Below are 25,529 nucleotides of genomic sequence, written 5' to 3' on the forward strand. Positions count from 1 at the left end.
TGTGGCCATGTAAATTCAAGGGGATAGCACGGAACAGAACACCCTGGGAGGTTCACGGAACAGGTGCAGGTGGCGCAGAGTGAAGAAGGAGACTGAGCAGTCGCGGTTCGAGGTCTTCCGGTTTTTTCGTCTGACATTCCCAGATCACGCCGACCTTCCAGCCGAGCAGTCGCAACTTGGACTGCAGACGTTGGTCGCGGGCCTGGTTGCCGCTCAGTTTGCGACGCCAGAAGCCTTCATTCTGCTTGGGCCAGGGCTGCCCTTCGTGACAGGAATGCCGATGCCAGAAGCAGCCATGGACGAAGAGGACGAGGGATCGATCCTGAAACACAAAATCCGGTCGACCGGGAAGATGGGGGACGTGGGTTTCATAGGCGAAACCCCAGCGATCCAGAAGCGCTTCAACCTTTTGCTCAGGTCCCGTGTGACGAGCCTGAATACGCCGCATGCAGGCCAGTCTCTGCTCGCGAGTCATGACGTCGCTCATAAGGACTCCTTGCCGCCACATCATCAAGGGCGGCCTTGATCGTTTGCGCCAGCGCATAAGCCATGAGAGGCGGAACCGCATTCCCAATCTGTTTGAAGGCCGGGTTCATGGTTCCCACAAAATGGAAACCATCAGGAAACGACTGCAAACGAGCCGCTTCGCGCACCGAAATGGTCCGCGCCTGCTGGCCATCGTAGTGTATATGCGAATAGCTGTCCTTGCCCAGATGCGCCATCAGTGTGCGGGCGGGCTCTCCAGCGGCCATTTTTCGCCACTTGTTGGGAAATTTACTCGGATCATACGGCGGCACAAAGTCCTTGCGCAGGTCCTTATAAGCCTTGGACTGCGGGGAGAGGCGCCGGCGCGTCGCCTCGGCCTTGAAGAGTTTTTCCGCGACCGCCACGGCCTCGGGATACTGATCGCCGGGCTGCATCGCGCGAAAGATTTTATAATCACGCGGCAGGGAACGGATCACGTGATCATTGATATGACCCTTGGATTCAAAGCCGGGCCAGTGCCGCATCAAATGCCCATAGGTGCTGGGCTCGCGATCCGCATAGGGAATGCCTTGCGTAAAACGCCTCGCCCCACGTTTGAGCGAACCCTCAAGGTGCGCGGTAATCAAAGGCAGATCCATCAAAGCCTCGGCCGCGGTCACGGCCGGCGGAAGATTCGCATCAGGCTGTGGGGTTTCCTGAAAGAAACTGTCGGTGTCGGCGAGCTTCTCCAGGGTTTTGAGAGCGGTGCGCCGGGTTCCGGCATAGCCTTTGGGCAATGTGAAGGCATGCGTGGGCCTCGGAAACACGATGGTCTGTTTCAATTCCTTGCGCAACGCGAGGAGGAACATCCGTTCCCGCATCTGCGGCACACCATAGTGGACGCTGTTGATCAGGGTGTAACGGCAGTCATAACCCAGAGCCTGCAGCGTTTCGCAGATTTCATGGGCAATGTTCAGGCCGCCGTGATTCAAAACATCCGGCACGTTTTCCACCAGAACCGCCAGCGGTTTGAGCGCCTGAACATAATCGAGGTAACTGAGATAAAGTTGAGCGCGGGGATCGCGCAGATAGGCATCCGGATGATCCTGGATTTCCCGCAGCTTGGCGCGACCCACACGGGCAAAGGCCTGGCAGGGGGGACCGCCGATAATGACATCGATGGATTCCGCCAGCGGGCATTGCAGATGAGCCACGGCCTCCTCGGGACGGGTCGCGGTGATATCGCGGGCATGGTTGACACTGGGTGCCGTGACCGCTTCCAGGCTATGCCCCTCAAAATTCAAGGCATGGGACGCCGCCGCCAGGCGATCGAATTCAATGGCGGCCGCGATGTGAAATCCGGCCCGATGAAAACCGAGCGACATGCCGCCGCAACCCGCAAAAAGATCGAGCACGCGCAAAGGCTGGCCCGCAGCATAGCGTTTGAGTTTGGACTGAATAAGCGCGGGTCGCATGCACCCTCCTGGCAATGGATCGTTCAATCGAAGCAGGGTAGCACAGCTTCCGCTCCATGTTGAGCAGCTTTCCGGAATATGTTTCAATCCCCTTTTCGTTTCGGTCAGGAGGTCATTGATTTGCGTGAGACATGGCAGGAAAGGCTGGCGAGGCAGCTCGAACATTCGGTTTTGCGGGGCGGTCGCTGCGGATTCTGGCTCACGAGCCGCATGCATCCCCTGAAGGGCTGGAGCGTCCCGGTCTGGCTGAAACGCGATGATGAACTCGGACCCTATGGCAGCAAATGGCGCAAGATGCAGGGACTGGCCTGGGCCATTCAGGAGGAGGGGGCGGATACGATCCTGGCCTGGGGCGGCAGCCGGTCGCAACATCTGCTCGGCCTTCTGGCCCTGGGGCGTGAACTGGGCCTTGACGTCCGCCTGCTCGTCAAGGAGGGCAGTCCCCGTCAGGCGCAGGGTCCCGATCTTTTGTGGCCGCTCCTGACAACCCCGGACACGGTGACCATGATCAGCCGCGCCGAGTGGCCCCAGGTGGAACATCGGGCGCAGAAGGAGCAGGCGGCCCTGACTGCCGCCGGCAAAAAGGTCTTTCTGGTGCGGGAGGGCGGGGCGCAGGTGGAAGCGCTCTGGGGCGCCCTGACTCTGCCCCTGGATATTGTAGCCCAGGAAAAAGTCCTCGGGTTTTCGTTCACCAGGATTTGGGTGGATGCCGGAACAGGACTGACCGCGCAGGCTTTGATCCTCGGCCTGGGACTTTTGCAGCACAGGGCTCAGGTTGAGGTTCTGCTCTGTGCCGGTGATGCGGGCACCTTTGCACGGGATCTGGAACGGAGACGGGGTGAACTCAGCGTCGCGCTGCAGACTGAGATTCCGCTCGCAGCCTGGCGCTGTCATGTGCCGGGGACCGCGCGGTCCTTTGGTTCCACCAATCAGGCCGTTTTTCTGGAAATTGCGCGCACGGCCCGCGAGCACGGGGTGCTGCTTGATCCGATTTATTCGGCGAAGCTCTTGATGAAAGTGCGGGAGGCACAGCCGGAATGGGCCCCGGAGGACCGGGTGCTGATTCTTCATTCCGGCGGGATGTTAAGCCTCTTCGGTTTTCCAGCTGAACTGCAGGCGCTTACTTTTTAGGACCGACCAGAGAATGCAGCACGGCGGTGCAGACGATCTCGCCGGCTTCGTTGAAAATGTCGACGGGCACGAGCCAGGTCTTGCGCTCGTTGCTGGTCGGTATGGGGCAATCGCAGATGCCGGTAACCTTGCCGCGGGCCTTTTTCAGGTATTCGATTTCCATTTTGCTGACGATAAATCGGGCATCCGGCGGCATGCTGTATGACAAGGCGATGTTGCCGGTCAGTTCCGCGAGATTCGCCAGGGCCACGGCATGAATGCTTTGCAGGTGATTGCGAATTTTGGGGTTGTCCTGCAGGCTGACCTCGGAATGTCCTTCACGCAGTTCCTCCACCACGGCCCCGATCGTGCCGGTATACGGGGCATAACGTCCAATCAGATAGCTAAAAATCTGCTTGCCGCGTGGGACCCGGCTGAGATGATCCCAGCCTTCCCTGGCCACGTTGCGGGATCCATCGTTCCAGCCGCGGATCCGGGTCATGAGACCTTGAAGTTTAAGTGCCATAGCCAGTTCTTTATGTTGAGAAGTTGATCAAAAGTCACAGCATAGCCTCTCTGCAGGTTTTAAATCAAGGCAGCCGGTTTGATGGTCCAGGTTTTGCCGGGTTTGGTCGGGCAAAATCTGCCGCTGCTCGCGTGCTCCCGGTCCGATTTTTCCGCGCTACACTGAAAGCAGGAATCCTTATGTGCACGGAGGGGTCATGGCACGTAAGAAAAAAAGGTGGCGCGACATGGACGATCCAACGGATATCTTCGGCAGTGAACGGCCGGAAGATCGTGAGGGGCCTGCGGTCGATCCAGCCTATGATGTCTTTCGGCGTCACATGGAAGAGCATATTCAAGGTGAAACGCGGGCCTTTCATGAGCTGCGGTCCACAGCGGAGCATGAGCTCCAGGCTTCGACCATGGTCAGCCCACCTTCAAGGCGCGCCGCACCACCGCCTCCGGCACGAAAGGCAGCCCCGATGGAAGCTCCGAAAGCCAATTCCTTGCCGCCTGCCGCCATGCGACAAGCCCCGGCACGTCCGGTGTCCAAAGGTTCGGGCCTGGGAACCATGGTGGCCATGGGTCTTATTTTCACGGCCATCGGTTTTCTTCTGAATCATGCCTGGCAGCAGGCCCAGCCTTTGACCCGCAAGGGCGGGGTGGCCGCGAAATCGAGAATGGTGGCCGATGCCAGCTGCAGCGACAAGGAAAAAGTCGCGCCCTCCCGCCGAAGCCGGGACAGCAGTCCGAAAACAGCGGCTGTGTCCCCCGTTCCCGCACCGACCCCGGAGCCCGCTCCGGCCGCTTCCAAGGCTGAAGCGAGCGCCGCCGCCGAGTCGACTCTTAAGGGGATGACGCTGCGTGCGGTTGAGTTGCGTAAAGGGCCAGGAACTGGTTTTGAAATCGTCGATTCCCTTCCTCCTGGATTTGCCTTGGAAGGTGATTTGACTACCGATCGGCAATGGCTGCGGGTAAAACCGGGGGCCTTTGTCAGCGTCGACGCCGTGCAGTTTCAGGATGCAACATCCGCCGGTTACCAACCGTATTGGGTCGGGGGGCATATTGCCAACATTCGCGAGTTTCCTTTGATTACGGCTCGTATTCTACGGAAGGCGCAGCCAGGATCGGAGTTGAAACTGCAGGCCTTTAACGACGAGTGGGCTCAGCTTGCTGACGGTGGTTTTGTGTTCCGTAAACTTGTGACCAACGAAGCGCCTCGCAAGCTTCAGTTGCCTGCGGTCATGCGGGTATCGGTGGAGAAGGCGGAGATACGCGGAGGGCCGGGAGCGCAGTATCCTGTGCTTGGGCTTTATTTCCGCAATCATAAAGTGGAAGTCCAGGAACTTGAAAGTGGATGGTTGCGCGTGGGTCCGGATCAATACATGCGGGCTCAGGAGTTGGAGCTGGCGACCAAGGGCAACACGGACAGGACACTGTAGGAGAGAGATCATGGCAAAAACCATTGGAGCCTACAAAGGTCTTTGGAAGCAGCCGGCGCCGCAGGCCGATCATGTGGAGTCGGATGCTGACGTGATGATGGTCTCTGTTGCTTCGCCGTCGGGGGAGGAAGAACAGGACGCTACGGTTGCGACCGCTTCGCAGTTGACCGAGCGTATAAGTATTCCGATCAAGTCGCAAGCGCCGATAGTGAAAGCCGCTGTGAACTCGCAGCCGATTGCGCAAGAGTATGCTTCGCTGCCAGAGGAAACAAATTCTGCCACCTCGCAGCCGATGCAGAACGCGACTGTTTCCGCCGCTCCACAACAACCGGAAACGAATGCCACCTCCTATCAAACGCAAACCCCAACGACCGAGGCCTCACCCAACAGCCCGGCCCAGGACACAGCCGTCCCGCAACACCCGATCATTCAGGAAAGCCCCGATCTGCTCGCGCATCGCTACCGCATGCTGGTCCTGCGTGAACATCGCCATAAACTCGGCCGCGATCTGCTCGATCTCGGTCATCGGAACCCTTGGGCGCTGGCCTGGTCTTCCTTCACCAGCCTGGGTCGCAGCTTCCGTCCCTGGGCGCATGCTCGAATTTTTGCGTTGGGTTGTTATCTGGGAGTGGAGATGGCGCCGGAGATTCTGAAACAGCTCCGGCATCCTCTGTGGCTAGGGCGCTATCGGCGCTCCATGCGCGGGCTTTGGCGCCTTTTGGAACTCATGGCGCAAAGAAGCGGACAAAAGCCGGTGTCCCGTTTCCTGTTCCGCCTGTTTTATCTGTGCCCGCCGCTGGGCGTGCTCATCTACGAAAAGCAACTGCAGTCTGTCCTGCGCAAGGCTCAAGGCGCAAGCTCCGCGGTGGCTTCCGGGATGGTGAAGGCCACTCAGGGCCAGTAGCGCTTGAGCTGCTTTTTCATGCGCTGGGTCCAAAGGTCCCGACGCTCGGGCTCATCCGCAGGACCGGGTGTGGTCCTTATCTTTTGTTCGAGCTTTTGCAGTTGCTGCCAAAGCCAAAGGTAACGTTCCCGAAGGGCCAGGAGGCTGCCCCGTGTTTCGCGTGCTGGCATAATCCATCCTTTCACAAGACTCCTTTCATTGTATGACAAGCCAGGGGAAGGCGTACATGATTGAAGAACGAAGAAGCCTGGAAAAGGATTGCGAGGAACTGAATGAGGCCGTGCGGAAGGCGTTCATGCTGACCCTCAGGGCCGTGCATCAGGAGCAGAAAAAGAAAGAGGCCGCTGCTTGGCAGGCGGCCTGGCTGAATTGGAATGTTTCTCTTGAGGATGGTGATCCTCAAGGTTCACGTCAGCCCATAGCGCATCATCAAAGATGAGCCAGCACTGGGGCGTGAACTCCTCGTTACTCTATCGACTCGTCGCGTACTCCTTTATGGCAGTTAACGCAGGAATTCCCCAATTTCCTAAGCTGCACAAGGCAGCTTCACCTTAAGGTGGCCCGTCGCTCGGGACTTGGCGCCAGGAACGATGACTCATGGTGATGTTGCCTCCTTCTGATGGTTGGAGAGTCCCGATAACTCTCGCTCAACTTAAAATACTCTTCGACCAGCCGGCCAAAAGAGCAAAGCGGAAAGCGAAACACCACTGAAATCATAGTCTTGGCGTAGGGATTAAGGAAAATCCTGTATGGAGCCGTCAGGGACTGTTCCCTTGATGCGCCTTGAGCCAGGCTCTCAGGTCTTCAAAAACCCGATCCTTTTCCGGCTCGTTGAACACCTCATGATAAAGCCCCGGATAACGAATGATCTTTTTCTCCGGCGCCTTGAGCAGGCGATAGAACTCCTCGGTCCCTTCGGGATTGATGACCTGATCCGCCATCGGCAAAAGGCACAGCACCGGCACCTTGAATTCCTTGGCCCGCCGCAGGGTATCGGTGCGCGCATCCAGATAGGAAAAATAAAAGGCCGGCGAGGCGAGCCCGTGGTTCAGGTTATCCTTCTTATAGTGTTCGATCACGGCCGGATCCCGGGAAATCAAATCCCCAAGAGGGGCTGAAGGCAGGGGCAGGTAGGGCGCGAAGCGGTTGATGATGCGACCGGCCATTTCCTTGACCCGTCCGATCGGAAAACCCAGCTCGATCATGGGCGCACTCACCACGATGGATTGAATCGGCAGGTTGTAGCGCAACGCGGCCCGGAATGAGATCAGCCCACCCATGCTATGGCCCACCACATGAATCTCGGCCTTGCCGTACTTGTCCATCAGATAGCGATGGTAACGCCGGATCGCAATCGCCGCGTCGTCGGCATAATCATCGAATTTGTCGACGTGACCGCGGATTCCAGTGGATTGACCATGGCCGCGATGATCGATGAGATAAATGGAACCGATCTGATCCTTCACGTAATGCGGCCAATGGATATAACGGCCGCTATGTTCACCCTGTCCGTGCAGGATCACGAGCGCACGGTGGGCCAGCTCGGGGGCCACATTTTCTGGTCGAAACAGATGACCAAAAATCTGTACCTTGCGATCGGAGCTCTCGAAACTCTCAAACTCGACGATCCAATCGCTTTCCTTGTCAGGAAAACCGCGCGGACATTGAGGCACCTGAGGTTTCTTGCGCTTCAGCTCGGGTCGATAGGGGAATACGGGAGCAAATTGACAGGTTAAAGTCGTTGCGTCCATAGTGTGATCCTCATTGTTGACAGCTGAGGAAATTGTATAGGGGAAAGACGAAAGGCTGTCATCAGATTATCGACGGGCGGGAATGGGGCTGGGAAGCCCCATGGTGATCAACTGGCTTTGGTAATCGTTTTGGGATCGATCTTTTTGATATCCTCACTCCGCTCGATGAGAATATCACGCAGTTCGCTGTAGCACTCCTCACAGATAGCCTGGCCGAGCAGAGATCTCTCCATGTCACCCCAAGTAATCAGGGCGGCAAGAGCCTGATCGCTGAATGGGCGCTTCTCGAGCCTCGCGGCGTTCCCACATCGTGGGCAATCCTGGATCCTTCCGCGCATAAGCAGCATCCTTTCCGTTGGCTACTGGGGTGGTATGTCTAACATTATGGAAAGGCGTTCACCCCGCTGTCAACCCCAGCTTAGCTCGGGGCACTACGAATCCAAACTTTAAAAAAATTTTGAAACTTTTCGGCGAACCGACACAGATTCTTGAACCCTTTGAGAGGCACCGCGCAAAGCCGAATAGTCTCGCTCAGTTGACGCCGGCTCTCGGAACCAATTATGCTGGATCGTATAACTTTCCGGAAAGCCTTGCTCCAGGAGCCAGCCATGTTCGTTCGAACACTTGTGCGCGGTGTCGTGCTATGGATTTTAAGCCCAGCCATGGGCCATGCCGCCGTTTGGCTCCAGGCTGGCGAAAGCGTGATGGAACAGGGCGATTTCCTGCTCCACCCGGGTATTCAGCTCGGTCTTGGGTTCGAGGATGGAATCCGCTATCGACTGGATTTTACCGGCCGCCGCTTCGGCTCCTTCCTGGAAACGACCACCATGGTCAGCCGCGACGAAATCCTGAAAATCTTCCCCTGGCCTGAACTTACGGCTCGTTATGGGGTTACCATCATGGATGCCTACACCGCCTATGATCCCCCGGCCGGACCCAAGGAATCTGTCCATGATATCAACGTCGGTCTTAGTTTGGGTGTCGGCTATACGATCTGGAGCCAGGACAAGTGGCGGGTGAACGCTGAATGGAATTCCCAGCTCTACGCGGCCGGCTTTGCCTTTCTTTTCCTGACCACGGCCCGCAAGTCGATATTCTCCCTGGGCGCTGAGGTGGCCCTATGAAGCGCCTGCTGCTCCTCCTGGCGCTTTGTCCCTCCCTCGTGCATGCGCGCCAGCTGCACCTGCTTATCGGCCCGCCATCGCTCGGGCAGGGCGGTTCCAACCCCGTTTCGATTCCACCGGCCAATCCTGTCGATTGGCAATTCGTCTATGTGAACGAAGCTCACCGCGAATGGGTCGTGAGCCTCGTGCCTGGACTCTTATGGGGCCAAAGATTTTACCGAGGCGGTTTCTATGCCGCGCTGGGCGGTGGCATCCTCGTGACCAGCTCCGGTGTCGGTGTCGGTGTGGATCATGCTTATGGGTATGAATCCAGCCCGTTTTTCCAGCGCTTCCGTTATCAGGTCGAGTACCGGCAGGTGATCGGCGTCGGGTCCTATGGCTGGCAGTTTCCTTACACCTTCCGCATGGGGATGAGCTATGCATTATAAAGCCGTGCTGTGGCTTGCGCTCTTCAGTCAACCGGCCTTCAGTTTTGTGCATATCAGTCAGCTGAAACCCAGGCTCCCTGTGAGCCCACAGAATCCCACGCTCACCTTTGTTTGGAATGGGGATGCACCCGAGCTCACGGAAAAGGGAGAGGTGCTCGATGGCAACTTTGCCGATTCGAGCGACCAGGATCTCATGGCCGCCCTGCTGACTACCGCGATGAACACCTGGACCAATGTTCCCACAGCTTATATCATCCTGATTCTGGATCAGAACAACGCTGCGCATATCGATGAGCACGATGAAACCTTCTCCATCGTCGTGGAGTCGCAGGAATCGGAAGCGGTGGCCGCGGCCGCCCTGCCGAGTTTTATCACAACTGATCCGGATCCGTCCGACACGGAAAACAACACGCATATCATTCATGATTGTGACATCAGTGTCTCCAGCAGCAGCGTATCAGCCAAATCCCTGTTGCGCACCCTCGTGCATGAGCTGGGTCACTGCCTGGGTCTCGGTCATCCGCACAGCAGCTATCGTTCCATCATGTCCTATTCCACGCTTGATGAGTCAGCAAGCCTTGCGTTGGATGACAAGGCTGGCGTGAGTTTTCTCTATCCCGAACCCGGGCAGTCCGAGGACGTTCAGTATCTCACCACCTGTGGTGTGGTGGGCGGTGGAGCCGGAGGCGCCGGGCTTTGGCTTGCTGTACCACTGCTTGTGATCGGCTGGCGTCGCTTCTCGAAAGTGAGCCGATAAAAATCAGCCCACCTCTATGTCTTTCCTCTCTGATCCTCTATGCTTAAATCATCACCAAGATCATGCAGGAATGCATATGACTGCCACTGTCGTTTATCTCAGTGCTGATAGCTCCCGCCGCCAGAGTTTGTCTCTGCGCCTCAAGTTTCATGACGTTCGCGTCTGGCCCGCAAGCAATGTGCTCGACGCCATTCAACTGATTCGCCAGCATGTGCCGGATCTTCTGCTGGTGGACCTCGATGCTTCGAATCCTGAAGAACACGCGCAGCTGCAGCAGCTGACACTGCAGGTTGATATTCGGGCCGTGCCTTTGGTCGGGCTGTCGCGTCAGGACACGGAGCCAAGCCTGGAACCTTTTGTGGAATTCGGCCTCAAGCATGCGGTCGTGGACGAGGGCAATGATCAGGTGCTGGCCCGCAGTCTGATGGATATCGCCAGGGAGCGCAGCCTGAATCGGCCGCACATTTTCCTGATGGAGGATGATCGGCGGCTGGCGGAAGTTATGGTGATGGCCTTGCAGGAAGCCGGTTTTCGCGTTACGACAACATCCCGGGGCAGCGAGGGTCTGCGCCTTTTGCGGACCGCAACGTTTGACGCCATTATCACCGATATTCATGTCAAGGAATTCAGCGGCTTTCAGCTGATCGAATTTCTGGCCCAGCAAGGGGTACGGACACCGGTGATCGTTATCACCGGGGCGTTTCCGGAAGGCTTTCACCAGCTGGCCCGTAAACTCAATGTGGCCGAATATTTTGAAAAACCTCTGAATGTGGAGCCGTTTATCGAACGACTCCACGCCATCATTCAGGAACGTCGGCGCATCGCTTCCTGATCCGTCTCACGGCACTGGGAACTTTTCACCCCTGTCCGGTGCGTTCGGGTTCCAGCAGAATGGAAATATGCACGAGGACTATTTTCCATGTCAGAAGCCAAGATCCTGAACGTCCCCCATCTCAGCGACTCGCACATGCCGAGTCTCGATCAGCTGCTCAAGCTGCTCGATGTCTGTCGTTTTATGGGGCTGGAAAAAAACCTCGACAATCTTTTGATTTATATCGCTGATCAGGGACGCAAGGCTCTGAACGCCGACCGCTGCAGTATTTTCCTGCTCGATGAAGAACGCGACGAGATCTGGTCCAAGGTCCAGCTGGGCGAAAGTCAGATCATCCGCTTTCCGCGTGGCGCGGGGGTGGCTGGCCGCACCATCGAAATGGGCCAGACCATACTGATTCCTGATGCCTACAACAGCCCGCTGTTCAATCCGGACGTCGACCGTTCCACCGGCTATCGCACCCGCAATATCCTCTGTGTGCCCATGGCCAATCTTGATGGAAAAACGATCGGCTGTCTGCAGCTGCTCAACAAGCATGAAGGCGATTTCGAACCGGCCGACGAAACCTTCAGCATAGCCTTCGCCTCCCAGGCCGCGGTCGCGATCGAATCCGCCTATCTTTATCAGGAAAAGGCCCGCATCATCCGCGATCTTTCCAACACCCAGGTCCGCCTCAAGCAGAAGCTCGACCAGCTGGAAGTGATCCGCGAACTGGAAAAAGCGGTCAACGAATCCTCCAACCTTTATGACTTCATCAGCGCGGTGATCCGCAAGGCCGTGGCCGCCGTCGGCGCCCAGGTCGGCTGTCTGATGATTCAAACCGAAAGTCATTCCTGGGATGCCTACGCCGCTCAGGTGGAGGAGGGACGCAAGGTCAGTCATTGGACCCGCGGGGACCTCAACAGCATTTACCTGAAGAACCTTCTCAAGGAAGGCAAGTCGGTGATCGTGAACAGCCTCAATCGAGGCGATCCCTATCTTGATCAGGTGTCCGAGCAGGTGGATACGCCGCTCACCAATCTTCTGGCGATTCCCATTCATCAGTCGATGGATCTTCATAAGAACAACGTGAACCAGGGCATCCTGGAGGTTTTCAACAAGCCGGGCGGTTTCCTCTATGAGGATCTCGCCTTCATGCAGATCATCGGCGCCCAGATCTTCTCGCTGATCATGCGCAAGCAGCTGATCGAGGAAAAAAAGCGTTCGGAAAACCTGGCCGCGATCGGGCAGGTTGCCAGTACGATTATCCACGATCTGAAAAACCCCATTTCCGCGATCATCGGCTGCGCCGAACTTCTAGGCAGCCGGGATCAGATGGCGGAACATCAGGTGGAACGGGTCTGTACGATTATCCGCAACCAGGCCAACCGTTGTATTACGATGGTGGAGGAACTGCTCAGCGTTGCACGCGGCGAGAAGAAATTCCGTTTCGAAATTCTGCCCCTCAATGAGGTGCTGAGCGAAGTCGAATTCATGCTGCAGGCGGAAACCGAGCGACACAAGGTCACGCTTACGACCAGCTTCAACTATGCCGGCAACGTGCGGGTGGATAAAGCCAAGCTGATGCGGGTGATCTTCAACCTGACCAATAATGCGCTGGAAATTCTGAAGGCCGGCGGGCAGATCAGCATCGAATCACGGACGGTGGATCGCGAGTGGCTGGAAATCATTATAACGGACAGCGGCCCCGGCATTCCTCCGGAACTGGCCCAGACCCTGTTTCAGCCCTTTGCCACCTTCGGCAAGTCGAAAGGCACGGGCCTTGGTCTTTATATCGCTCGTGAGATTATTCATGATCATGGCGGTTCGATCGCCCTTGATAAGAATTATCATGGCGGGGCGCGCTTTATCATCCGCCTCAAGCAGGAAGTCTAGCCTTTCCCGCAGCGGCCATTCCTTTTGTTAAGACGATGCGCCATTTCCTTTCCAATTCCGGAGTAAACTTCTCATCGCATTCCCGCACGGTGGCGAGCAGGGCATCAATCCAGAATTTGGACAGCTGGGGCGGAACATTCAGCTGTCCGATTCCACCCTGGTGGGCGAGATTCGCATCGCCCGCACACATGACGAGCCGGGCGAGATCCTCTTTCAGAAATTTCTGCTGACGACCCGCGAGAGGTGGAATGGGAATGTGAGCTGCTTTGAAGTTCGCGCAGAAGCGATCAAAAAACTTCCCATGGATCGTGCAACGGCTTAAACTTTGCTGAACCTCGTGTACTATGTCGTCTTCTACGGTCATGACAGGTTCTCCCTCGATGCCTTGCAGTCCTTACCCTTCATTCGGTTCCACCTGCTCGTTTCTTGATCAGGGTCACTATCCTCCTGATACGGCAGGATTTATTACCCGCCCTGAAACAGCCCCTGCCGGTTCCATTTTTACTTTCGGAAAAGTAAGGATGATTTCGCTTAAATTATGCGCTCTCGTGCCGATGTTAGCGCGAACGTTAGAGGGAAGGGGACCATTGTGAAACGATCCTTGACTGCCGTGCTTGTCGCACGGGCGATCGGCCTTTGTCTACTGGGCGCCACCTTTGGATCCTGTGGATCCGACCGTGAAAATCCACCGCTGCCTGAAGAATTTTTCCCGGATGAGAGTGCGGAGAGTGCCGCGGCTGAGATTCGAAGCGAGAACGTCAGCGTGCTGGGTTCCGTGACGCTGGAGCAGAACCGGCCCGTGGACAGCAGCACTGATACCATTATTTATACGCCGACGGAAGAAGTGCAGAAGGTTCCGGTTCTCACCAACTGCACGAGTCAGTATCAGATTACAGCCAGCACCAACCCGTTCCTGGCCGGGATGCCGAACAACTCCACCATCAACTATCCCAATAGCTCCGACCGCGTTCCACGGAATGCTCCGATTCAGCTGGCGCCGACGGATGTCCAGTGCATGGAGCCCGGTCGCGCCCTTTATTTCAAGGTCGACGGTCGCATTGCGTTCGATGATGGAGATAACCAGGAGTCCAATGCCGACGGGATCGGGACGAAAGTCGTGCAGCATACCCTGGGCAGTGTGAACAGGATTGCGATGGCCGCGGCTCCGATCAACAGTTTGATTGGAGTTTTCCTGGATGCAACGCCGACCAATCAGCGGTCTGCCACCGCGCCCCAGCTGGATTTCCGGAGCGCGGAGAAGCGGGATTTCAAAATGCTCGCCCCGGCTCTTGGCCAGATCTTTTTCATCGGTGATGGCAAGGACAGCACGGGCGCGATGCAGGCCTTCATGGTGCCGAAGGGTGCGACGCGACTCTACGTGGCGATCATGGATGAATATGAGTGGAATAACAATGTTGGGCGCCTGACGGTGACGGCGACCTGGCTGAAGCCTTAAGGCTTCGGCTGGCCGATCACCCCCCTGAGCGTTGGATGCTGCGGCTACCCCCTGGATGGCCGCAGCGGCTTGATTCCTGCCTTTTCTTCCTCGGCGATCTCCCGAGCTTTTCACCTTTCCTTCCGCAGCTCTTTCTTCGCACTTTTTTTGTATCCTTTTCCCCGAAAAACAGCTACGAAGAGCCCGTTCGCCATGCCTTCTGAACAGGGTTGTTGCCACTGCCTTTCCCGCTGTAGCCGCATGTTTTAACCAAATTCCAAGATCAATCTCACTCTATTTAACCAGGAGATCGCTTTCGCCATGCACTCAGATCAAGATCACAATTTTCCCCAAGTCTTCGGCCCCTCTGAAACGACCTCGCTCCGTTTCCGCGACCGTGCCCCTGACGCCCATGAGCAGCGTTTGATCGTTTTCACCCTTTATCTCATGGGGTTTGTCATCGGCCTCTTCGGCCTCGTCGGCGGCTTCATTTACGGCGATTACTACGGTCGCAAGCACGCCCAATACGATAACCCGGCCCTTCGCGAATATTACAGCGGCCAGTGTTATGCGTACTGGGAGAACCAATTCAAGAAAACCGTGCGGACCACCCTCGAAAAACCGAACGATGCGCAATTACAGAACGTCCGTCTGGAAGAGATTCGCAGTATGATCCAGGACCTTCAACATAACGTTGCTGACATGGCAACGCAGAAAGCGCCGGCCCGGAAAAAGGTGGCCAGCGCAAGCCTGATGCATTGAGACATTGTTCGAAAATCCTTGGGAAAGAGTGAGTGGACCATGAGATATATAAGAACAGCCCTGTTTTGCCTGTGGCTGCCCTGGACGGTGGAGGCCCGAACGTGGAATGCGTTCCCGACCTCACCGATCATCGAGCCGCGGGTGCAATTCTGGGAAAAGATCTTTGCCCGCTACCCGAGTCATCACATTGTGGTCCATGACAAAAATGATGTAACCCTGATCCTTGGGGTCATTCAGCTGCGCTCCCAGGGTTTTGAGTCTCTCGAGAGTCCAGGGGCCGACACCTTTATCAAGATGACCTTGCGCCGTTACACGGAAACCTTGCGAGGTTTTGCCGAACGCGGCCCGGCCATGCGGCATGAACATGCTCTGGCGGCCACGATTTGGGAAGCCTGCCGAGAGCCGCAGGCGCGGGCCAGACTGCTGCGAGGCCGCATCTCCGTCCGTTCGCAGGGTGGCCTGGCGGATACCTTCGAGGATGCCTATCGCACCTCGGAACTTTATCTGCCGCGCATGGAGCGCATCTTTCGGAATCACGGCCTGCCGCCCGAGCTGACCCGCATCGTCTTTGTGGAATCCATGTTCAATCTCAAGGCCCGTTCCAAGGTCGGCGCCTCCGGTGTTTGGCAGCTGATGCCACGCACCGCGCGCGCCTATCTGCGTGTGAATCGGCACGTCGATGAACGCAATTCCCCGCTCAAGGCCACCGAAGCGGCTGCGAAAATCCTGCGGGCGAATTACCGGCAACTCGGCAACTGGCCGCTGGCCATCACAGCCTATAATCATGGACTCGGCGGCATGAAGCGTGCGGTGTTGCAGACCCGCAGTCGCAAGTTGAGTGATATCATCCAGGAGTATCGCTCCCCGAGCTTTGGCTTTGCCAGTAGCAATTTTTATGCAGAGTTCCTGGCCGCCGTTCGAGTCCACGATGAGTTCAAGGAACGTGCCCAGGGCCGCAGCGTTGCGAAACAGGACGAGACGCCGGACGCCGCGCTCTAACGAATCCTCCTTGCCTCGCGCTTCTTATCCCACAGACTCCTGCCTCATTTCACGCGCCTTGATTTTCCCAAGCCATGTTTTCCCTTTCATTGCAGCCCATTGCCTTTGGGTCGAATCTTGCTTCATGGAAGATGGGGTTGGGTCCCGTTACCCACCACGATTTGGTACACTCCTTTCGATAATGAGGCACGTTATGAACTTCCATTACACCTTCCGCCATATGAAGAGTTCGGATGCACTGAAGTATGATTTTGAAAGAAAAATGGCGGGAATGGAAAACCTCATTCAGACTTCGCTTCCCATTCATATCACCTTCTCGGTTGATGCTGACGTGCATAAGATCCACGTTGGTTTGCATGCGCGCAACAATGCGATCTTGGAAGCTGAAGAAATGAGCGACGACATGCATAAATCGCTGGACCTGGTGATGGACAACGTGCATCGTCAGCTGTCGCGCGAAAAAGACAGAATGTTGCGTTACAATTCGAAGGCCGATCCTTTTGTGGAAGCCGCGGCTCCCTTGCCACCCAACCCGGCCGATGATTTTGTAGAAGAGGAATTTGCACCGGCTCGATAAAAAAAATTAGCCGACTTAAATTACGCAGAAGGGGGCCGAACGCCCCCTTTTCGCAGTGTTTAAGGTCAAGATGATTCCTACCGAGCGGACGAATAACCCCACCAAACTGTTCTGTTTATCCTTCTGAATTGACAGAATTCCAGACCCTCCTTAGAGTGCGGGAAGGATCACTTCAAACATTTCCAAATTCGAAGGGGACACAGTATGCTAACCAAGCCCATGTACGCATTCGTCTTCGCCCTCACTCTAGGTGCTCACTCACAGGCTCAGGCTGTTGACTTTTCTGAGGCTGATGCCTTGTTCGCTCAACGTGCCCAGAGTCGGCAGAAGGTCCAGGCAGCACGCGCTGCGTACCAAGGTCTGGCGGCGCAAAGCGCCAAGGGTTCGACGGATCTGATTCGTGCCACCGAATACATCGCGCGTTCCTATCTTTATGAACTGAATGCCTATCTCGACATCAATGTGCCAGCGCAGAAAAAAGAGCGCAAAGCCCTGGCAGCGGATTGCTGGCGCAAGGCGCTGGAAACGATCAATCCCGCCAATCTCGGTTTTCAATCGCCAGTTTATTGGTATTTCCGCGCCAACTGCATCAGCCGGGAAGCGGAAGTTTCGACGGCTCTGGAGCGTCTCACGAACCTTTCCAAGCTGACAGAATCCTTTGATAAGGGCCTGGCGGCGCCTGGTGGGGATATCTATGAAGGCGGTGGCGTGAAAAGGGTCAAGGCTGCTGTGAAAGCCAATCCTGAGGCCAAGGGCATTCCCGGTGGACTTTATAATCCTGAGGAAGCTTTGAAGCTGATCGATTCCGCGATCGAATCGGATGCCTATCCGGATAATGCGCCGGGCAATCTTTTCTGTGAAAACTATCGTCGCAAGGTTGATGTTCTGATCGAACTGAAACGCACGTCGGAAGCCAAGGCCCTGGCCCAGCAGACGGTGGATGATTTTACAGCTTACATGGCGGAAGAGCTGGTGCCTGAGTTTATCAAGCCGGAAACGACGCTTTGCATCAAAGAGACGAAGGAGATTCTGAATTCGCTCTGAGTGGTGTGGAAGGGCTTTTTGCGTTGGTCCCGAGCTGACGTGAGGGCGCTGACTGCGTTGGCCCCGAGCTGACGTGGGGGCGCTGACTGCGTTGGCCCCGAGCTGACGTGGGGGCGCGAACTGCGCCGATCCCGTCCGCTAATGCCATTCAGATGTTGGGTGGCTGACGCGGAGACGCGGACTACGCTGACCGCTTCACGACGCGGAGTTGCGGACGACGCGGAGTTGCGGACGACGCGGAGGCGCGGACTACGCTGGCCTCGACTATCGACATCTTACATTCAAAGGGCGGGCTCCGTCCGCTCTTAGTCATCTGTAATTCCAGGACCGGTTGACTCCGTCCTGGATTTTTGCGTTGCAAGGAGATCAGGTGGATTGGCGTTGGCAAAAAATGGACAGCCTCTCGAAGCGCGAACTTTACGCCATCCTCGCCGCCAGGCAGGAGGTCTTCATCGTCGATCAAAAAATCCGCTATGTGGATGCGGACGGCCGGGACTTTACCAGCTTTCATCTGAGCGGCTGGCAGAATGAAGAACTCATTGCCTATCTGCGTATCATCCCGCTGCCGACGGCCGGTCATTACAAAATCGGTCGGGTTCTCACGCGTCCCGCCTGGCGTGGTCAAGGGCATGGGGCAGCTCTGATGGAGCAGCTCTTGCGGCTGGTGCCCCGGGAGTTCGGCAGCTGTCATCTGACGATGGCCGCCCAGCTTTACCTCGAAAAGTTCTATCAGAAGTTTGGATTCGTCAGCGAAGGCTCCGTATTTCATGAAGAGGGCCTCCCTCACATCACCATGTCCCGTTCCATCCCCTGAACGTCCCCCCTTGCGATTTGCGTCCTGAAAATTATCCCGTAGTATCAATGTGTTAAGGCGCAGCGGACACCAATGTCCGCCTATGTCCGGCGCGCGCTTCCGAAAAAATCTGCATGATCCGTTCTGGACAACCTGCCAAACGTCAGAATGGAGATGAGATTGTATGACCAGCAGAAATGGAAAAACAGCAGCCCCTCCCAACTTCAAACAGGTTTACGAAGCCAACGTCGGCCTTGTGCAGTTTGCCATGAGTCGGTTCCGCTTTCCCATCCAGGTGCAGGAGGATCTTATTCAGGACGTGTTCCTTCGTTATCTGGAACATGCGCCCAACCTCGACACGCATCCACCGAAAAGCTTTCTGCTGGCAGTCGCGCGCAACCTCGCAATCGATTATTATCGCCGGCAGAGACGTCGGCATGCGGAACGGCATCTGCCCATGGAGGAGGTCATGCACGAGCTGCCGCATGAAGATGCCACTGAGCATTTGAAACAGCTGCTGGCGGTCCAGGATTTTTTGCAGGCGCTCCGCGATGATCCCAAAGCGAGCACCCTGGTGCAGTATTATGATGACGATCTCAGTATTCGGGAAATTGCCGAACGCAATGCGGAATCCACAGCAACAGTGTCCTCACGTCTCAGCCGGCAGCGGCAGCGGTATAGGATGCAGCTGGCGGAACACGTGGCGGCCGCGACCTGAATATTTTGTGAAAGCGGGGATTATTTCTTGTCGTCCTCGGGCGATTCATCCGGGATCGCGTATTCACGGTGGGCGTCGATGAAGTCCTGATATTTTTTGGAATTGGCGCCATCGATGTCGATAATCTTGATGGCAAAGGACGTATCACTGGCCTTGCGAACATACTTGGCAAAGAAATAGATCTCCTCGCCCAGCTCGTTGTTGACCCAGACTTCCAGAATGGAATGCTTGTTGAAGGCATGGCGGGACACGGGGTCGTGGGTGACGAGCAGACCGGATTCCGAGATGTTTTCCGTGACAAAGGGAAACTTGTGCGAGCTGCCGATCAGCTGCGCTTTGATGCGGGCATGCACCTGAATTTTGAAGCGGGGTTTGACCCGTTTGTCGCGTGTTTTGGCTGCATTTTCTGACATCAGACTCTTTCCCTATCCAGAGAGCCCCGGTTCCTTTTTCTCATCGTGTGGAATCAAGGAAAACTTTAAGGGGGGCCTGGCAGGGGGAGGAGGAGCCGCAGTCGAAGCTGCGGACTTTATGGCATAAAATGACCTTACGGAAAGGCGTATCAGGCTTCCAGCGGACTCGTTGGAGCGGACTCCGGCGCACCCATGGCATCGGTAAAATCAGCCCCTTCGATCGTGACTCCCTTCCACTGGATATGGCGCACATCAGCTTTGCAGAGGCTGGCCCGGCTTAGATTCGCGCCGGCAAGATTCGCCCGACGGAGACGCGCGCGATCCAGACAGGCACCCTCAAGATTGGCGCCTGAAAGGTTGGCACCCGCGAGATTCGCACCCATGAGCGAAACGCCGCTCAGGTTGCAATGTTCCAGACGCGCCGCACGAAGATCTGCTCCATCGAGATTGAAAGCACGCAGATCGGAACCTTTGAGATTGGCGCGACCGGGCCCCAGATCAAGACCGGGTTCCAGCACCTGTTTGATCCAGTGCCGATGCATCTCCAAAATGTCATCCAGCTCCTCCTGGCTTGTCACCACGGTGGGCTGCGAAACGGTAATTTCGGGATGGGCTTTTTCCGGTTTTTTGTCGCCCGGTTTGCCAGGCGTTCCGGCGCTTGCTGTGGCTGCGGAAGCTGGTGCCGGGGTGTCCTGCAGAATATTTTCGCCCGCCAGAATTCGCGGCACCATGACGGCAAGCCAGGCATGATCACCACGGCATTGGTCACGCAAGGCCCGCTCGACCAACATGATACGCTGATGGTCCTGCAGGTCCCTGGTTTGGGGATTCTCACGAAGGGCCCCGAGCATCGCCGCGGCGACAACGGGATTTTTTTCCCAGAGCTCGCTGGGATGTTCCGGCATGTTTTCCAGCATGCTATTACGTCTCCTCGTCCTTCAAATCCAGCTAGAGGGTGTTGAAAAAGCCCCTCATTCGGCGTTGCTCCATCGGCTCCGCTCCTCATGTACCAAGGTGTACACTGCGGTGCTCGCCTCGTTCGCGCCTTGTCTGACGGGCTTTTTCTACACCCTCTGCCTGCATGATGACATGCCTCTTCCGTTTCTGCAAGGGCGGCACCGACCCCGAGCTTTGGTTTTTTTTTTCGGAAAACCTCGTTACACTGATCGGTCAGACGCGATGTTTCGACCTCACCCCAAGGGAGGGGTGGGCGAGACACCATAGTTGAGACGGGATCGATGCATGGGTGACGGAAAGAAGCGGGGTTTTCTTGGCAGGCTGTTACGCAGCCTCTTTGTCATTATTACGTCCTATCTGGCCCTGGTGGGGCTGATGGTGACCATTCTCGGGATACTGATTGGCGTTTACATTTTTTCGGCGATTCGCGATCAGGACTCCATGAAGTCGGTGAAGACCAGTCCAACGGCCAACACCGAAATCGAACAGTCCATTCTGCATCTGAAGCTTGACCGGCCGATCGTGGCTGAATCCATGGATGACAGTGAGCGCTTCTTTAGTTCGCTCTTCAGTGACACCATTCCCGTTTCCTTGATGGACCTGCAAACCGCTCTGCGTCGGGCTGCCGAGGACGCAAGGGTCCATGCCGTACTGCTGGACATCTCCAACACCGAAGGCAGCTTCAGCACGATGACGGCCCTGCGCCGTTCGCTGGATGCCTACCGGGCCAGCCAAAAACCTTTGTATGTCAGCCTCAATGATGGCAACACGGCACTTTATTTTCTCGCCACGGCCGGCAACAAAATCAACCTGAGCCCACTGGGTGGCCTCACCATCACAGGGCCTGCGTTTCAGCTCGCCTATTTTCAATCGGCTCTTGATAAGCTCGGTCTGCACTTTGAAGTGATTCGAGCCGGCAAATTCAAGTCGGCGATGGAATCCTTTGTGCAGAATGCGCCTTCACCCGAGACACTGGAAATGTACGGAGCCCTCGAAGCGTCCTTGCGTGGAACCGTGACCACGGCCATTGCGAGCAACCGTAAGCATTCGGCAGCGGAAGTGAACGCCTGGCTGAAGCGATCGATTTTTACCAGTCAGGAGGCTCTGAAGGCCGGCCTCGTGGATCGCGTCGGTTATCTGCCCGCCTGGCAGGAGGAGCTCAAAGCCGAAGCCAAGGCCCAGCGTTATGTGGAGTTGCGGCCTTACCTGCAGGGCTCTGGTCATCTGGATGAACCGCGTATTTCGAAAGGACCCGAAGCGATCGCTCTGATCGAAGCCCGAGGCGAAATCGTCAGCGAAACCCGCAACAACAGCGAGCAGATCGCCCCGGATTATATGATTGAACAGCTGCAGTGGGCGGCTGAAGAAGAGGATGTGAAGGCGGTCGTCATGCGGGTCGACAGCCCCGGTGGTTCCGCCCTGGCTTCGGATTTGATCTGGGATGAAGTGAGAAAACTGGCCGAGAAAAAACCTTTGGTCGTTTCCATGGGTGCGGTCGCCGCCTCGGGCGGTTATTATATCTCTGCGCCCGCGACGATGATCGTGGCCGAGCCGACCACCATTACCGGTTCCATCGGCGTGATCGGCGGCATTCCCAAGGGCGTGAATATCGCGGAAAAATGGGGGGTCAACTTCTATATGGTGACCGCCTCGGATCGCAAGGATTATCTGAACTTTGCGACGAAAAGCAGCGAGGAGGACAAGGAGCTGATCCGGAATTCGATCAAGGAGACCTATGATGCGTTTGTGCAAAAAGTGGCTGCGGGTCGCAAGCAGACACCGGAGCGTATCTATCAGATCGCCGAAGGTCGCGTTTACACCGGAGCGGATGCCGTGACGATGGGGCTCGTGGATCGCCTCGGTGGTTTCGCGGAAGCGGTGCGGGCGGCCAAGGAATTGGCCAAACTCGATCCGGAGAAACTTTATTCCCTGGTGGAATATCAGCCGCAACCTGAAAACCTGCTCGATTGTATCCGCAGCGGCAACTTCGGCGAATGTCTGGGCTCGATCGGCGCCAGTCGATCCCTGCTGCAATGGAAAAGTCACATGAAAATGCCCTTGGGACTGGATCAACTGGAGCGTGCCACCGACCTTCTGCAATCCGGTGAGCCGCTGGCCTACTGGCCCGGCGCTCTGCGCTGGAATGCGCGGCCTGGTCTTGTCTCCCCTACGGAGGATTAAGTTTGCTGGCACCCGAGCTGCTGAGTCGCATTCGTCGTTTGGAATTGAAGGCCGGGCATCTGGCCAGTGATATTCTGCTGGGCGAATACAAAAGTGCTTTCAAAGGTCGTGGCTGGGAATTCGATGAAGTGCGGGAATATCAGATCGGCGATGAAATTCGCAGCATTGATTGGAATGTGACCGCGCGCATGGGACAGCCCTTTGTGAAGCTCTTCCGCGAAGAACGCGAGATGACGCTCATGCTGCTCGTCGATGTCAGCTCCTCGCTCTTCTTCGGCAGTTCGGCCCGGGCCAAACATGAACTCGTGGCGGAACTGGCCGCGGTGCTGGCCTTCCTGGCGATCAAACGTCAGGACAAGGTCGGCCTTCTGGTATTTTCCGATCACACGGAACTCTTCATCCCGCCCAGCAAGGGGCGGGCTCACGTCTGGTCGATCATTCGCAGTATTCTGACGCATAAGGCCCAGGGTCAGAGGACCGATCTCGATGGGGCTTTAAAATCCTTTCTGCGCCTGCGCAAACGGCGTTGTCTCGCCTTTGTCCTGTCCGATTTTCAAACGCAGGGTTATGAACGCACCATGAAGCAGGCCGCACGGCGGCATGAACTGGTCTGCGTGCGTATTGATGATCCCGCGGAGCATGCCCTGCCCGACGCCGGTCTCGTCTGGTTTCAGGATCGCGAAAGCGGCGAGCGTGTGCTCGTCGACAGCAGCGATCCCTGGATTCAAAGCGAATGGCCGCGGCAGCGCGACGAGGAACAAAAACTCTGGCAGCGCGAGATGGAACGCGCGGGAGCTTCGGTTCTCAGCATGAGCACGCGTGACAATACCGCCGATGCCTTGCATCGCTTTCTGAGCATGGGTTCACGGAGACGTTAATGCGATTTGCCTACCCCTGGGTGCTGCTCACCCTTGTTCTGCTTTTGCCTTTGGCCTGGCTGCTCCTGCCGGCGCCGCAGAAACGTGCGGGCTTTGGCTATGGGGCGGTCGGCATTCTGCGTTCCACGCTGAACTCGCAGAGCTTCTGGCTGCACCTTCCCGGCCTTCTGCGCCTTGGTCTTCTGGCCTGTTTGATCCTCGCGGCCGCCCGCCCGCAGCTGATGGACGTCAACACCAAACGGCAGGTGGAAGGACTCGATATCATGCTGGCCCTTGATACCTCGAACAGTATGCTGGCCATGGATTTTGAACTGGATGGCCAGCGGCAAAACCGTTTGGAAGTCGTCAAGCATGTGGTGGAGCAGTTCATTCAAAAACGCGTGGATGATCGCATCGGGCTGGTGATCTTCGGCAGCCAGGCCTTTACCCAGGCGCCTCTGACTTTGGATCATAGGGTGCTGCTCGAGTTTCTCAAGCCGGTGACCATCGGCATGGCCGGGCCGGAAACCGCCATCGGCGATGCGCTGGCCACTGCGGTCAAGCGCATCAAGGATGTGGAAGCCAAATCGAAAATCGTCATTCTTCTGACGGATGGAGCGAACACAGCCGGATCCGTGGATCCGCGGGCAGCCGTGGAAGCGGCGCGCACCCTGGGCATCAAGGTCTATGCGATCGGTGTCGGCAGCAATGGTCCGGTGCCGTATCCCACGCAGGGCTTCTTTGGTGTGGAATATCAGCAGCGCATTTTCAAAATGGATACCGAACTCATGCAGTTCATCGCGGATTCAACCGGCGGGAAATTCTTTCTGGCCAGCGACACCGCCACGCTGGAAAAGGTTTATGCCACGATCGATCGGCTGGAGAAAACCCGCAAGGATGTCGATGATCCCCGGCCGCGCGAGGAATTTGCCTGGGCCTTTCTGCTGGCTGCGCTCGGGTTTTTCGCTGTGGAACAGGCCCTGGCCGCCTCACGCTGGAGGGTCATTCCATGAGTTTTGCGAAACCGGAATATCTTGCGTTCCTGCTCCTTCTCTTGCCGCTATTCTTCATCTTCATCGCCATTCAAAAGCGTTATGAACGGCGCCTTCTGCTGCTCACACGGCGGGATTTTCAACCTTTGCTTCTGCCCGGATGGGCTTTGCGCAAACCCTGGTTTTCCTGGGTTTTGCTCCTCCTGGGCGTGGCTTGCATGCTGCTCGCCCTGGCGCGCCCGCGCTATGGTTTTGAATGGAGGGATGTGAAAAAACGCGGCGCCGATGTGATGATCGTGCTCGATGTTTCCCGCAGTATGAATGCCGCGGACATCAATCCCAGCCGCCTCATCCGGGCCAAGCGGGAGATCCTCGATCTTTTGAAGGTCGTGCGCGGCGATCGTCTCGGTCTTGTGCTCTTTGCCGGCGTCGGCTTCATTCAATGTCCTTTGACCCAGGATATGAAGGCGCTCGAACTCTTTCTGGATCAGGTCGATAGCGATGCCATTCCTGTTCAAGGCACGTCCATGGGCCAGGCCATTCGTCTGGGCATGCAGGCTCTGCAGGATGGAACGGAAGCCGGCAGTGTGGGCAAGGCGATGATACTGATCAGCGATGGCGAGGATCAGGACACGGATCCTCTGGCCGCGGCGCGCAGTGCGACGGAGCAGGGGATCGTGATTCATACGATCAGCGTGGGCGGACAGGGGGCACCGATTCCACTTCCGGAAGGCGGTTTCCTCAAGGATGACAGCGGCAGCCTGGTCGTGTCGAAGCCGGATGAGACGATATTACGTCAAATTGCAGAGGCGACGGACGGGCATTTTCTGCGTTCGGAAACCGGTGACTTCGGTCTGGACCGGCTTTACGAGGAATCGATCCGGCCGCCTTTGAAGGAGACCGAACAGAGTCAAAGGGAAAGAGTCTGGAACGAGGCCCATCACTGGTTGACCGGTCTTGCGGCCCTCTTTCTTCTGAGCGAAGTTTTTTATCGCCGCTGGCGAAGCCGGCAGAGGGTGTCCCGCACGGTGTCCAGGGAAGCTTTGGATCCCATGGCAGGCTCTTGACTTAGATGTTGCCTCGCCGATTTTCCGCCAGTATGATCGCCTCATCCAAAGCAAGCGGGGGCGCATC

The 25,529-nt window shown here is 56.7% G+C and carries 29 protein-coding genes; 20 read left to right on the forward strand and 9 right to left on the reverse strand.

What is annotated here, in order from left to right; all coding sequences use genetic code 11:
* Nucleotides 1-52: 52 nt before the first annotated feature.
* Nucleotides 53-487 (reverse strand): very short patch repair endonuclease, encoded by a 435-nt coding sequence (locus OLTU_RS15040; protein WP_176736641.1) that lies wholly within the window; start codon nt 485-487, stop codon nt 53-55.
* Nucleotides 414-1,940, reverse strand: coding sequence for a DNA cytosine methyltransferase (locus OLTU_RS15045; RefSeq protein ID WP_141733586.1), 1,527 nt, complete (start codon nt 1,938-1,940; stop codon nt 414-416). Before OLTU_RS15045 ends, OLTU_RS15040 begins: the two co-directional genes overlap by 74 nt.
* Nucleotides 1,941-2,060: 120 nt before the next feature.
* Here OLTU_RS15045 and OLTU_RS15050 point away from each other — a divergent pair, with 120 nt between their 5' ends.
* On the forward strand, nt 2,061-3,071 hold the full coding sequence (locus OLTU_RS15050; protein WP_176736642.1) for a pyridoxal-phosphate dependent enzyme: 1,011 nt from the start codon (nt 2,061-2,063) through the stop codon (nt 3,069-3,071).
* Here the strand turns inward: OLTU_RS15050 and OLTU_RS15055 are convergent.
* Nucleotides 3,061-3,576 carry a DUF4442 domain-containing protein gene (locus OLTU_RS15055; protein WP_176736643.1) on the reverse strand — a complete coding sequence of 172 codons (516 nt, stop codon included), beginning with the start codon at nt 3,574-3,576 and terminating at the stop codon, nt 3,061-3,063. The two genes, OLTU_RS15050 and OLTU_RS15055, sit on opposite strands and share 11 nt — an antisense overlap.
* 226 nt (nt 3,577-3,802) lie before the next feature.
* Here OLTU_RS15055 and OLTU_RS15060 point away from each other — a divergent pair, with 226 nt between their 5' ends.
* Both OLTU_RS15060 and OLTU_RS15065 read left to right on the forward strand, forming a co-directional pair.
* Nucleotides 3,803-4,996 (forward strand): SH3 domain-containing protein, encoded by a 1,194-nt coding sequence (locus tag OLTU_RS15060; RefSeq protein ID WP_218110054.1) that lies wholly within the window; start codon nt 3,803-3,805, stop codon nt 4,994-4,996.
* A gap of 10 nt (nt 4,997-5,006) precedes the next feature.
* Nucleotides 5,007-5,900 carry a hypothetical protein gene (locus OLTU_RS15065; protein ID WP_141733589.1) on the forward strand — a complete coding sequence of 298 codons (894 nt, stop codon included), beginning with the start codon at nt 5,007-5,009 and terminating at the stop codon, nt 5,898-5,900.
* Here the strand turns inward: OLTU_RS15065 and OLTU_RS15070 are convergent.
* Nucleotides 5,888-6,070: a hypothetical protein gene (locus tag OLTU_RS15070; RefSeq protein ID WP_141733590.1), complete on the reverse strand. Its 183-nt coding sequence runs from the start codon at nt 6,068-6,070 to the stop codon at nt 5,888-5,890. The genes OLTU_RS15065 and OLTU_RS15070 overlap by 13 nt on opposite strands.
* A 56-nt stretch (nt 6,071-6,126) precedes the next feature.
* Between OLTU_RS15070 and OLTU_RS15075 the strand changes: the two genes are divergently transcribed.
* Nucleotides 6,127-6,339 carry a hypothetical protein gene (locus tag OLTU_RS15075; protein ID WP_141733591.1) on the forward strand — a complete coding sequence of 71 codons (213 nt, stop codon included), beginning with the start codon at nt 6,127-6,129 and terminating at the stop codon, nt 6,337-6,339.
* 319 nt (nt 6,340-6,658) lie between these two features.
* Here the strand turns inward: OLTU_RS15075 and OLTU_RS15080 are convergent, their stop codons facing one another.
* Nucleotides 6,659-7,651 carry an alpha/beta hydrolase gene (locus OLTU_RS15080; RefSeq protein ID WP_141733592.1) on the reverse strand — a complete coding sequence of 331 codons (993 nt, stop codon included), beginning with the start codon at nt 7,649-7,651 and terminating at the stop codon, nt 6,659-6,661.
* Between the two features lie 107 nt (nt 7,652-7,758).
* Entirely contained in the window at nt 7,759-7,989 is a 231-nt protein-coding gene (locus OLTU_RS15085; protein WP_141733593.1) for a hypothetical protein, read from the reverse strand.
* Between the two features lie 270 nt (nt 7,990-8,259).
* Between OLTU_RS15085 and OLTU_RS15090 the strand changes: the two genes are divergently transcribed.
* The 5 genes from OLTU_RS15090 to OLTU_RS15110 all read left to right on the forward strand — a co-directional run bounded on the left by OLTU_RS15090 (nt 8,260) and on the right by OLTU_RS15110 (nt 12,667).
* Nucleotides 8,260-8,775, forward strand: coding sequence for a hypothetical protein (locus OLTU_RS15090; protein ID WP_141733594.1), 516 nt, complete (start codon nt 8,260-8,262; stop codon nt 8,773-8,775).
* The gene (locus tag OLTU_RS15095) at nt 8,772-9,203 is read left to right on the forward strand and encodes a hypothetical protein (RefSeq protein ID WP_141733595.1); all 432 of its coding nucleotides are present in this window, start codon (nt 8,772-8,774) and stop codon (nt 9,201-9,203) included. The genes OLTU_RS15090 and OLTU_RS15095 overlap by 4 nt, the downstream gene beginning before the upstream one ends.
* Entirely contained in the window at nt 9,193-9,960 is a 768-nt protein-coding gene (locus OLTU_RS15100; RefSeq protein WP_141733596.1) for a matrixin family metalloprotease, read from the forward strand. The genes OLTU_RS15095 and OLTU_RS15100 overlap by 11 nt, the downstream gene beginning before the upstream one ends.
* 76 nt (nt 9,961-10,036) lie before the next feature.
* Nucleotides 10,037-10,792 (forward strand): response regulator, encoded by a 756-nt coding sequence (locus OLTU_RS15105; RefSeq protein ID WP_176736644.1) that lies wholly within the window; start codon nt 10,037-10,039, stop codon nt 10,790-10,792.
* 87 nt (nt 10,793-10,879) lie between these two features.
* Nucleotides 10,880-12,667, forward strand: a complete 1,788-nt coding sequence (locus OLTU_RS15110) for a GAF domain-containing protein (RefSeq protein WP_141733598.1) — start codon at nt 10,880-10,882, stop codon at nt 12,665-12,667.
* On the opposite strand, the gene OLTU_RS15115 is transcribed toward OLTU_RS15110, so the two are convergent.
* Nucleotides 12,651-13,031, reverse strand: a complete 381-nt coding sequence (locus tag OLTU_RS15115; RefSeq protein ID WP_141733599.1) for a hypothetical protein — start codon at nt 13,029-13,031, stop codon at nt 12,651-12,653. The two genes, OLTU_RS15110 and OLTU_RS15115, sit on opposite strands and share 17 nt — an antisense overlap.
* Before the next feature lie 225 nt (nt 13,032-13,256).
* Between OLTU_RS15115 and OLTU_RS15120 the strand changes: the two genes are divergently transcribed.
* From OLTU_RS15120 to OLTU_RS15150, 7 genes are all read left to right on the forward strand, one after another.
* Entirely contained in the window at nt 13,257-14,123 is an 867-nt protein-coding gene (locus OLTU_RS15120; RefSeq protein WP_141733600.1) for a hypothetical protein, read from the forward strand.
* Between the two features lie 300 nt (nt 14,124-14,423).
* The gene (locus tag OLTU_RS15125; RefSeq protein WP_141733601.1) at nt 14,424-14,864 is read left to right on the forward strand and encodes a hypothetical protein; all 441 of its coding nucleotides are present in this window, start codon (nt 14,424-14,426) and stop codon (nt 14,862-14,864) included.
* Nucleotides 14,865-14,903: 39 nt separating this feature from the next.
* Nucleotides 14,904-15,863 (forward strand): lytic transglycosylase domain-containing protein, encoded by a 960-nt coding sequence (locus OLTU_RS15130; protein WP_141733602.1) that lies wholly within the window; start codon nt 14,904-14,906, stop codon nt 15,861-15,863.
* Between the two features lie 193 nt (nt 15,864-16,056).
* Entirely contained in the window at nt 16,057-16,440 is a 384-nt protein-coding gene (gene hpf, locus OLTU_RS31940) for a ribosome hibernation-promoting factor, HPF/YfiA family (RefSeq protein WP_176736645.1), read from the forward strand.
* A gap of 204 nt (nt 16,441-16,644) precedes the next feature.
* On the forward strand, nt 16,645-17,484 hold the full coding sequence (locus OLTU_RS15140) for a hypothetical protein (RefSeq protein ID WP_141733604.1): 840 nt from the start codon (nt 16,645-16,647) through the stop codon (nt 17,482-17,484).
* A 370-nt stretch (nt 17,485-17,854) separates the two neighbouring features.
* Entirely contained in the window at nt 17,855-18,298 is a 444-nt protein-coding gene (locus OLTU_RS15145) for a GNAT family N-acetyltransferase (protein WP_141733605.1), read from the forward strand.
* 163 nt (nt 18,299-18,461) lie between these two features.
* Nucleotides 18,462-18,995 (forward strand): RNA polymerase sigma factor, encoded by a 534-nt coding sequence (locus tag OLTU_RS15150; protein WP_141733606.1) that lies wholly within the window; start codon nt 18,462-18,464, stop codon nt 18,993-18,995.
* 20 nt (nt 18,996-19,015) lie between these two features.
* Here OLTU_RS15150 and OLTU_RS15155 read toward each other — a convergent pair whose 3' ends face one another.
* Nucleotides 19,016-19,408, reverse strand: a complete 393-nt coding sequence (locus OLTU_RS15155; RefSeq protein WP_141733607.1) for a PilZ domain-containing protein — start codon at nt 19,406-19,408, stop codon at nt 19,016-19,018.
* Between the two features lie 149 nt (nt 19,409-19,557).
* The gene (locus OLTU_RS15160) at nt 19,558-20,325 is read right to left on the reverse strand and encodes a pentapeptide repeat-containing protein (RefSeq protein ID WP_141733608.1); all 768 of its coding nucleotides are present in this window, start codon (nt 20,323-20,325) and stop codon (nt 19,558-19,560) included.
* Between the two features lie 325 nt (nt 20,326-20,650).
* Here OLTU_RS15160 and sppA point away from each other — a divergent pair, with 325 nt between their 5' ends.
* From sppA to OLTU_RS15180, 4 genes are read left to right on the forward strand one after another with little or no spacing between them, the layout of a single operon-like run.
* Nucleotides 20,651-22,546, forward strand: coding sequence for a signal peptide peptidase SppA (gene sppA / locus OLTU_RS15165; RefSeq protein ID WP_141733609.1), 1,896 nt, complete (start codon nt 20,651-20,653; stop codon nt 22,544-22,546).
* Between the two features lie 2 nt (nt 22,547-22,548).
* Nucleotides 22,549-23,424: a DUF58 domain-containing protein gene (locus OLTU_RS15170; RefSeq protein ID WP_176736646.1), complete on the forward strand. Its 876-nt coding sequence runs from the start codon at nt 22,549-22,551 to the stop codon at nt 23,422-23,424.
* On the forward strand, nt 23,424-24,416 hold the full coding sequence (locus tag OLTU_RS15175; protein WP_141733611.1) for a vWA domain-containing protein: 993 nt from the start codon (nt 23,424-23,426) through the stop codon (nt 24,414-24,416). Before OLTU_RS15170 ends, OLTU_RS15175 begins: the two co-directional genes overlap by 1 nt.
* On the forward strand, nt 24,413-25,462 hold the full coding sequence (locus tag OLTU_RS15180; protein ID WP_141733612.1) for a VWA domain-containing protein: 1,050 nt from the start codon (nt 24,413-24,415) through the stop codon (nt 25,460-25,462). Before OLTU_RS15175 ends, OLTU_RS15180 begins: the two co-directional genes overlap by 4 nt.
* Nucleotides 25,463-25,529 lie beyond the last annotated feature (67 nt).

Origin of the sequence: Oligoflexus tunisiensis (genome assembly GCF_001748245.1) — a bacterium.
GTDB classification, from domain to species: Bacteria; Bdellovibrionota_B; Oligoflexia; order Oligoflexales; family Oligoflexaceae; genus Oligoflexus; species Oligoflexus tunisiensis.

Excerpts from the sequence above, each read along its gene's own strand:
- OLTU_RS15105 (WP_176736644.1), top strand. The coding sequence starts at position 10,037 with ATGACTGCCACTGTCGTTTATCTCAGTGCTGATAGCTCCCGCCGCCAG.
- OLTU_RS15150 (WP_141733606.1), top strand. The coding sequence starts at position 18,462 with ATGACCAGCAGAAATGGAAAAACAGCAGCCCCTCCCAACTTCAAACAG.
- OLTU_RS15110 (WP_141733598.1), top strand. The coding sequence starts at position 10,880 with ATGTCAGAAGCCAAGATCCTGAACGTCCCCCATCTCAGCGACTCGCAC.
- OLTU_RS15070 (WP_141733590.1), bottom strand. The coding sequence starts at position 6,070 with ATGCCAGCACGCGAAACACGGGGCAGCCTCCTGGCCCTTCGGGAACGT.
- OLTU_RS15065 (WP_141733589.1), top strand. The coding sequence starts at position 5,007 with ATGGCAAAAACCATTGGAGCCTACAAAGGTCTTTGGAAGCAGCCGGCG.
- OLTU_RS15075 (WP_141733591.1), top strand. The coding sequence starts at position 6,127 with ATGATTGAAGAACGAAGAAGCCTGGAAAAGGATTGCGAGGAACTGAAT.
- OLTU_RS15095 (WP_141733595.1), top strand. The coding sequence starts at position 8,772 with ATGAAGCGCCTGCTGCTCCTCCTGGCGCTTTGTCCCTCCCTCGTGCAT.
- OLTU_RS15155 (WP_141733607.1), bottom strand. The coding sequence starts at position 19,408 with ATGTCAGAAAATGCAGCCAAAACACGCGACAAACGGGTCAAACCCCGC.
- OLTU_RS15085 (WP_141733593.1), bottom strand. The coding sequence starts at position 7,989 with ATGCGCGGAAGGATCCAGGATTGCCCACGATGTGGGAACGCCGCGAGG.
- hpf (WP_176736645.1), top strand. The coding sequence starts at position 16,057 with ATGAACTTCCATTACACCTTCCGCCATATGAAGAGTTCGGATGCACTG.
- OLTU_RS15045 (WP_141733586.1), bottom strand. The coding sequence starts at position 1,940 with ATGCGACCCGCGCTTATTCAGTCCAAACTCAAACGCTATGCTGCGGGC.
- OLTU_RS15125 (WP_141733601.1), top strand. The coding sequence starts at position 14,424 with ATGCACTCAGATCAAGATCACAATTTTCCCCAAGTCTTCGGCCCCTCT.
- OLTU_RS15175 (WP_141733611.1), top strand. The coding sequence starts at position 23,424 with ATGCGATTTGCCTACCCCTGGGTGCTGCTCACCCTTGTTCTGCTTTTG.
- OLTU_RS15180 (WP_141733612.1), top strand. The coding sequence starts at position 24,413 with ATGAGTTTTGCGAAACCGGAATATCTTGCGTTCCTGCTCCTTCTCTTG.
- OLTU_RS15040 (WP_176736641.1), bottom strand. The coding sequence starts at position 487 with ATGAGCGACGTCATGACTCGCGAGCAGAGACTGGCCTGCATGCGGCGT.
- OLTU_RS15080 (WP_141733592.1), bottom strand. The coding sequence starts at position 7,651 with ATGGACGCAACGACTTTAACCTGTCAATTTGCTCCCGTATTCCCCTAT.
- sppA (WP_141733609.1), top strand. The coding sequence starts at position 20,651 with ATGGGTGACGGAAAGAAGCGGGGTTTTCTTGGCAGGCTGTTACGCAGC.
- OLTU_RS15140 (WP_141733604.1), top strand. The coding sequence starts at position 16,645 with ATGCTAACCAAGCCCATGTACGCATTCGTCTTCGCCCTCACTCTAGGT.
- OLTU_RS15115 (WP_141733599.1), bottom strand. The coding sequence starts at position 13,031 with ATGACCGTAGAAGACGACATAGTACACGAGGTTCAGCAAAGTTTAAGC.
- OLTU_RS15130 (WP_141733602.1), top strand. The coding sequence starts at position 14,904 with ATGAGATATATAAGAACAGCCCTGTTTTGCCTGTGGCTGCCCTGGACG.
- OLTU_RS15100 (WP_141733596.1), top strand. The coding sequence starts at position 9,193 with ATGCATTATAAAGCCGTGCTGTGGCTTGCGCTCTTCAGTCAACCGGCC.
- OLTU_RS15060 (WP_218110054.1), top strand. The coding sequence starts at position 3,803 with ATGGACGATCCAACGGATATCTTCGGCAGTGAACGGCCGGAAGATCGT.
- OLTU_RS15055 (WP_176736643.1), bottom strand. The coding sequence starts at position 3,576 with ATGGCACTTAAACTTCAAGGTCTCATGACCCGGATCCGCGGCTGGAAC.
- OLTU_RS15160 (WP_141733608.1), bottom strand. The coding sequence starts at position 20,325 with ATGCTGGAAAACATGCCGGAACATCCCAGCGAGCTCTGGGAAAAAAAT.
- OLTU_RS15090 (WP_141733594.1), top strand. The coding sequence starts at position 8,260 with ATGTTCGTTCGAACACTTGTGCGCGGTGTCGTGCTATGGATTTTAAGC.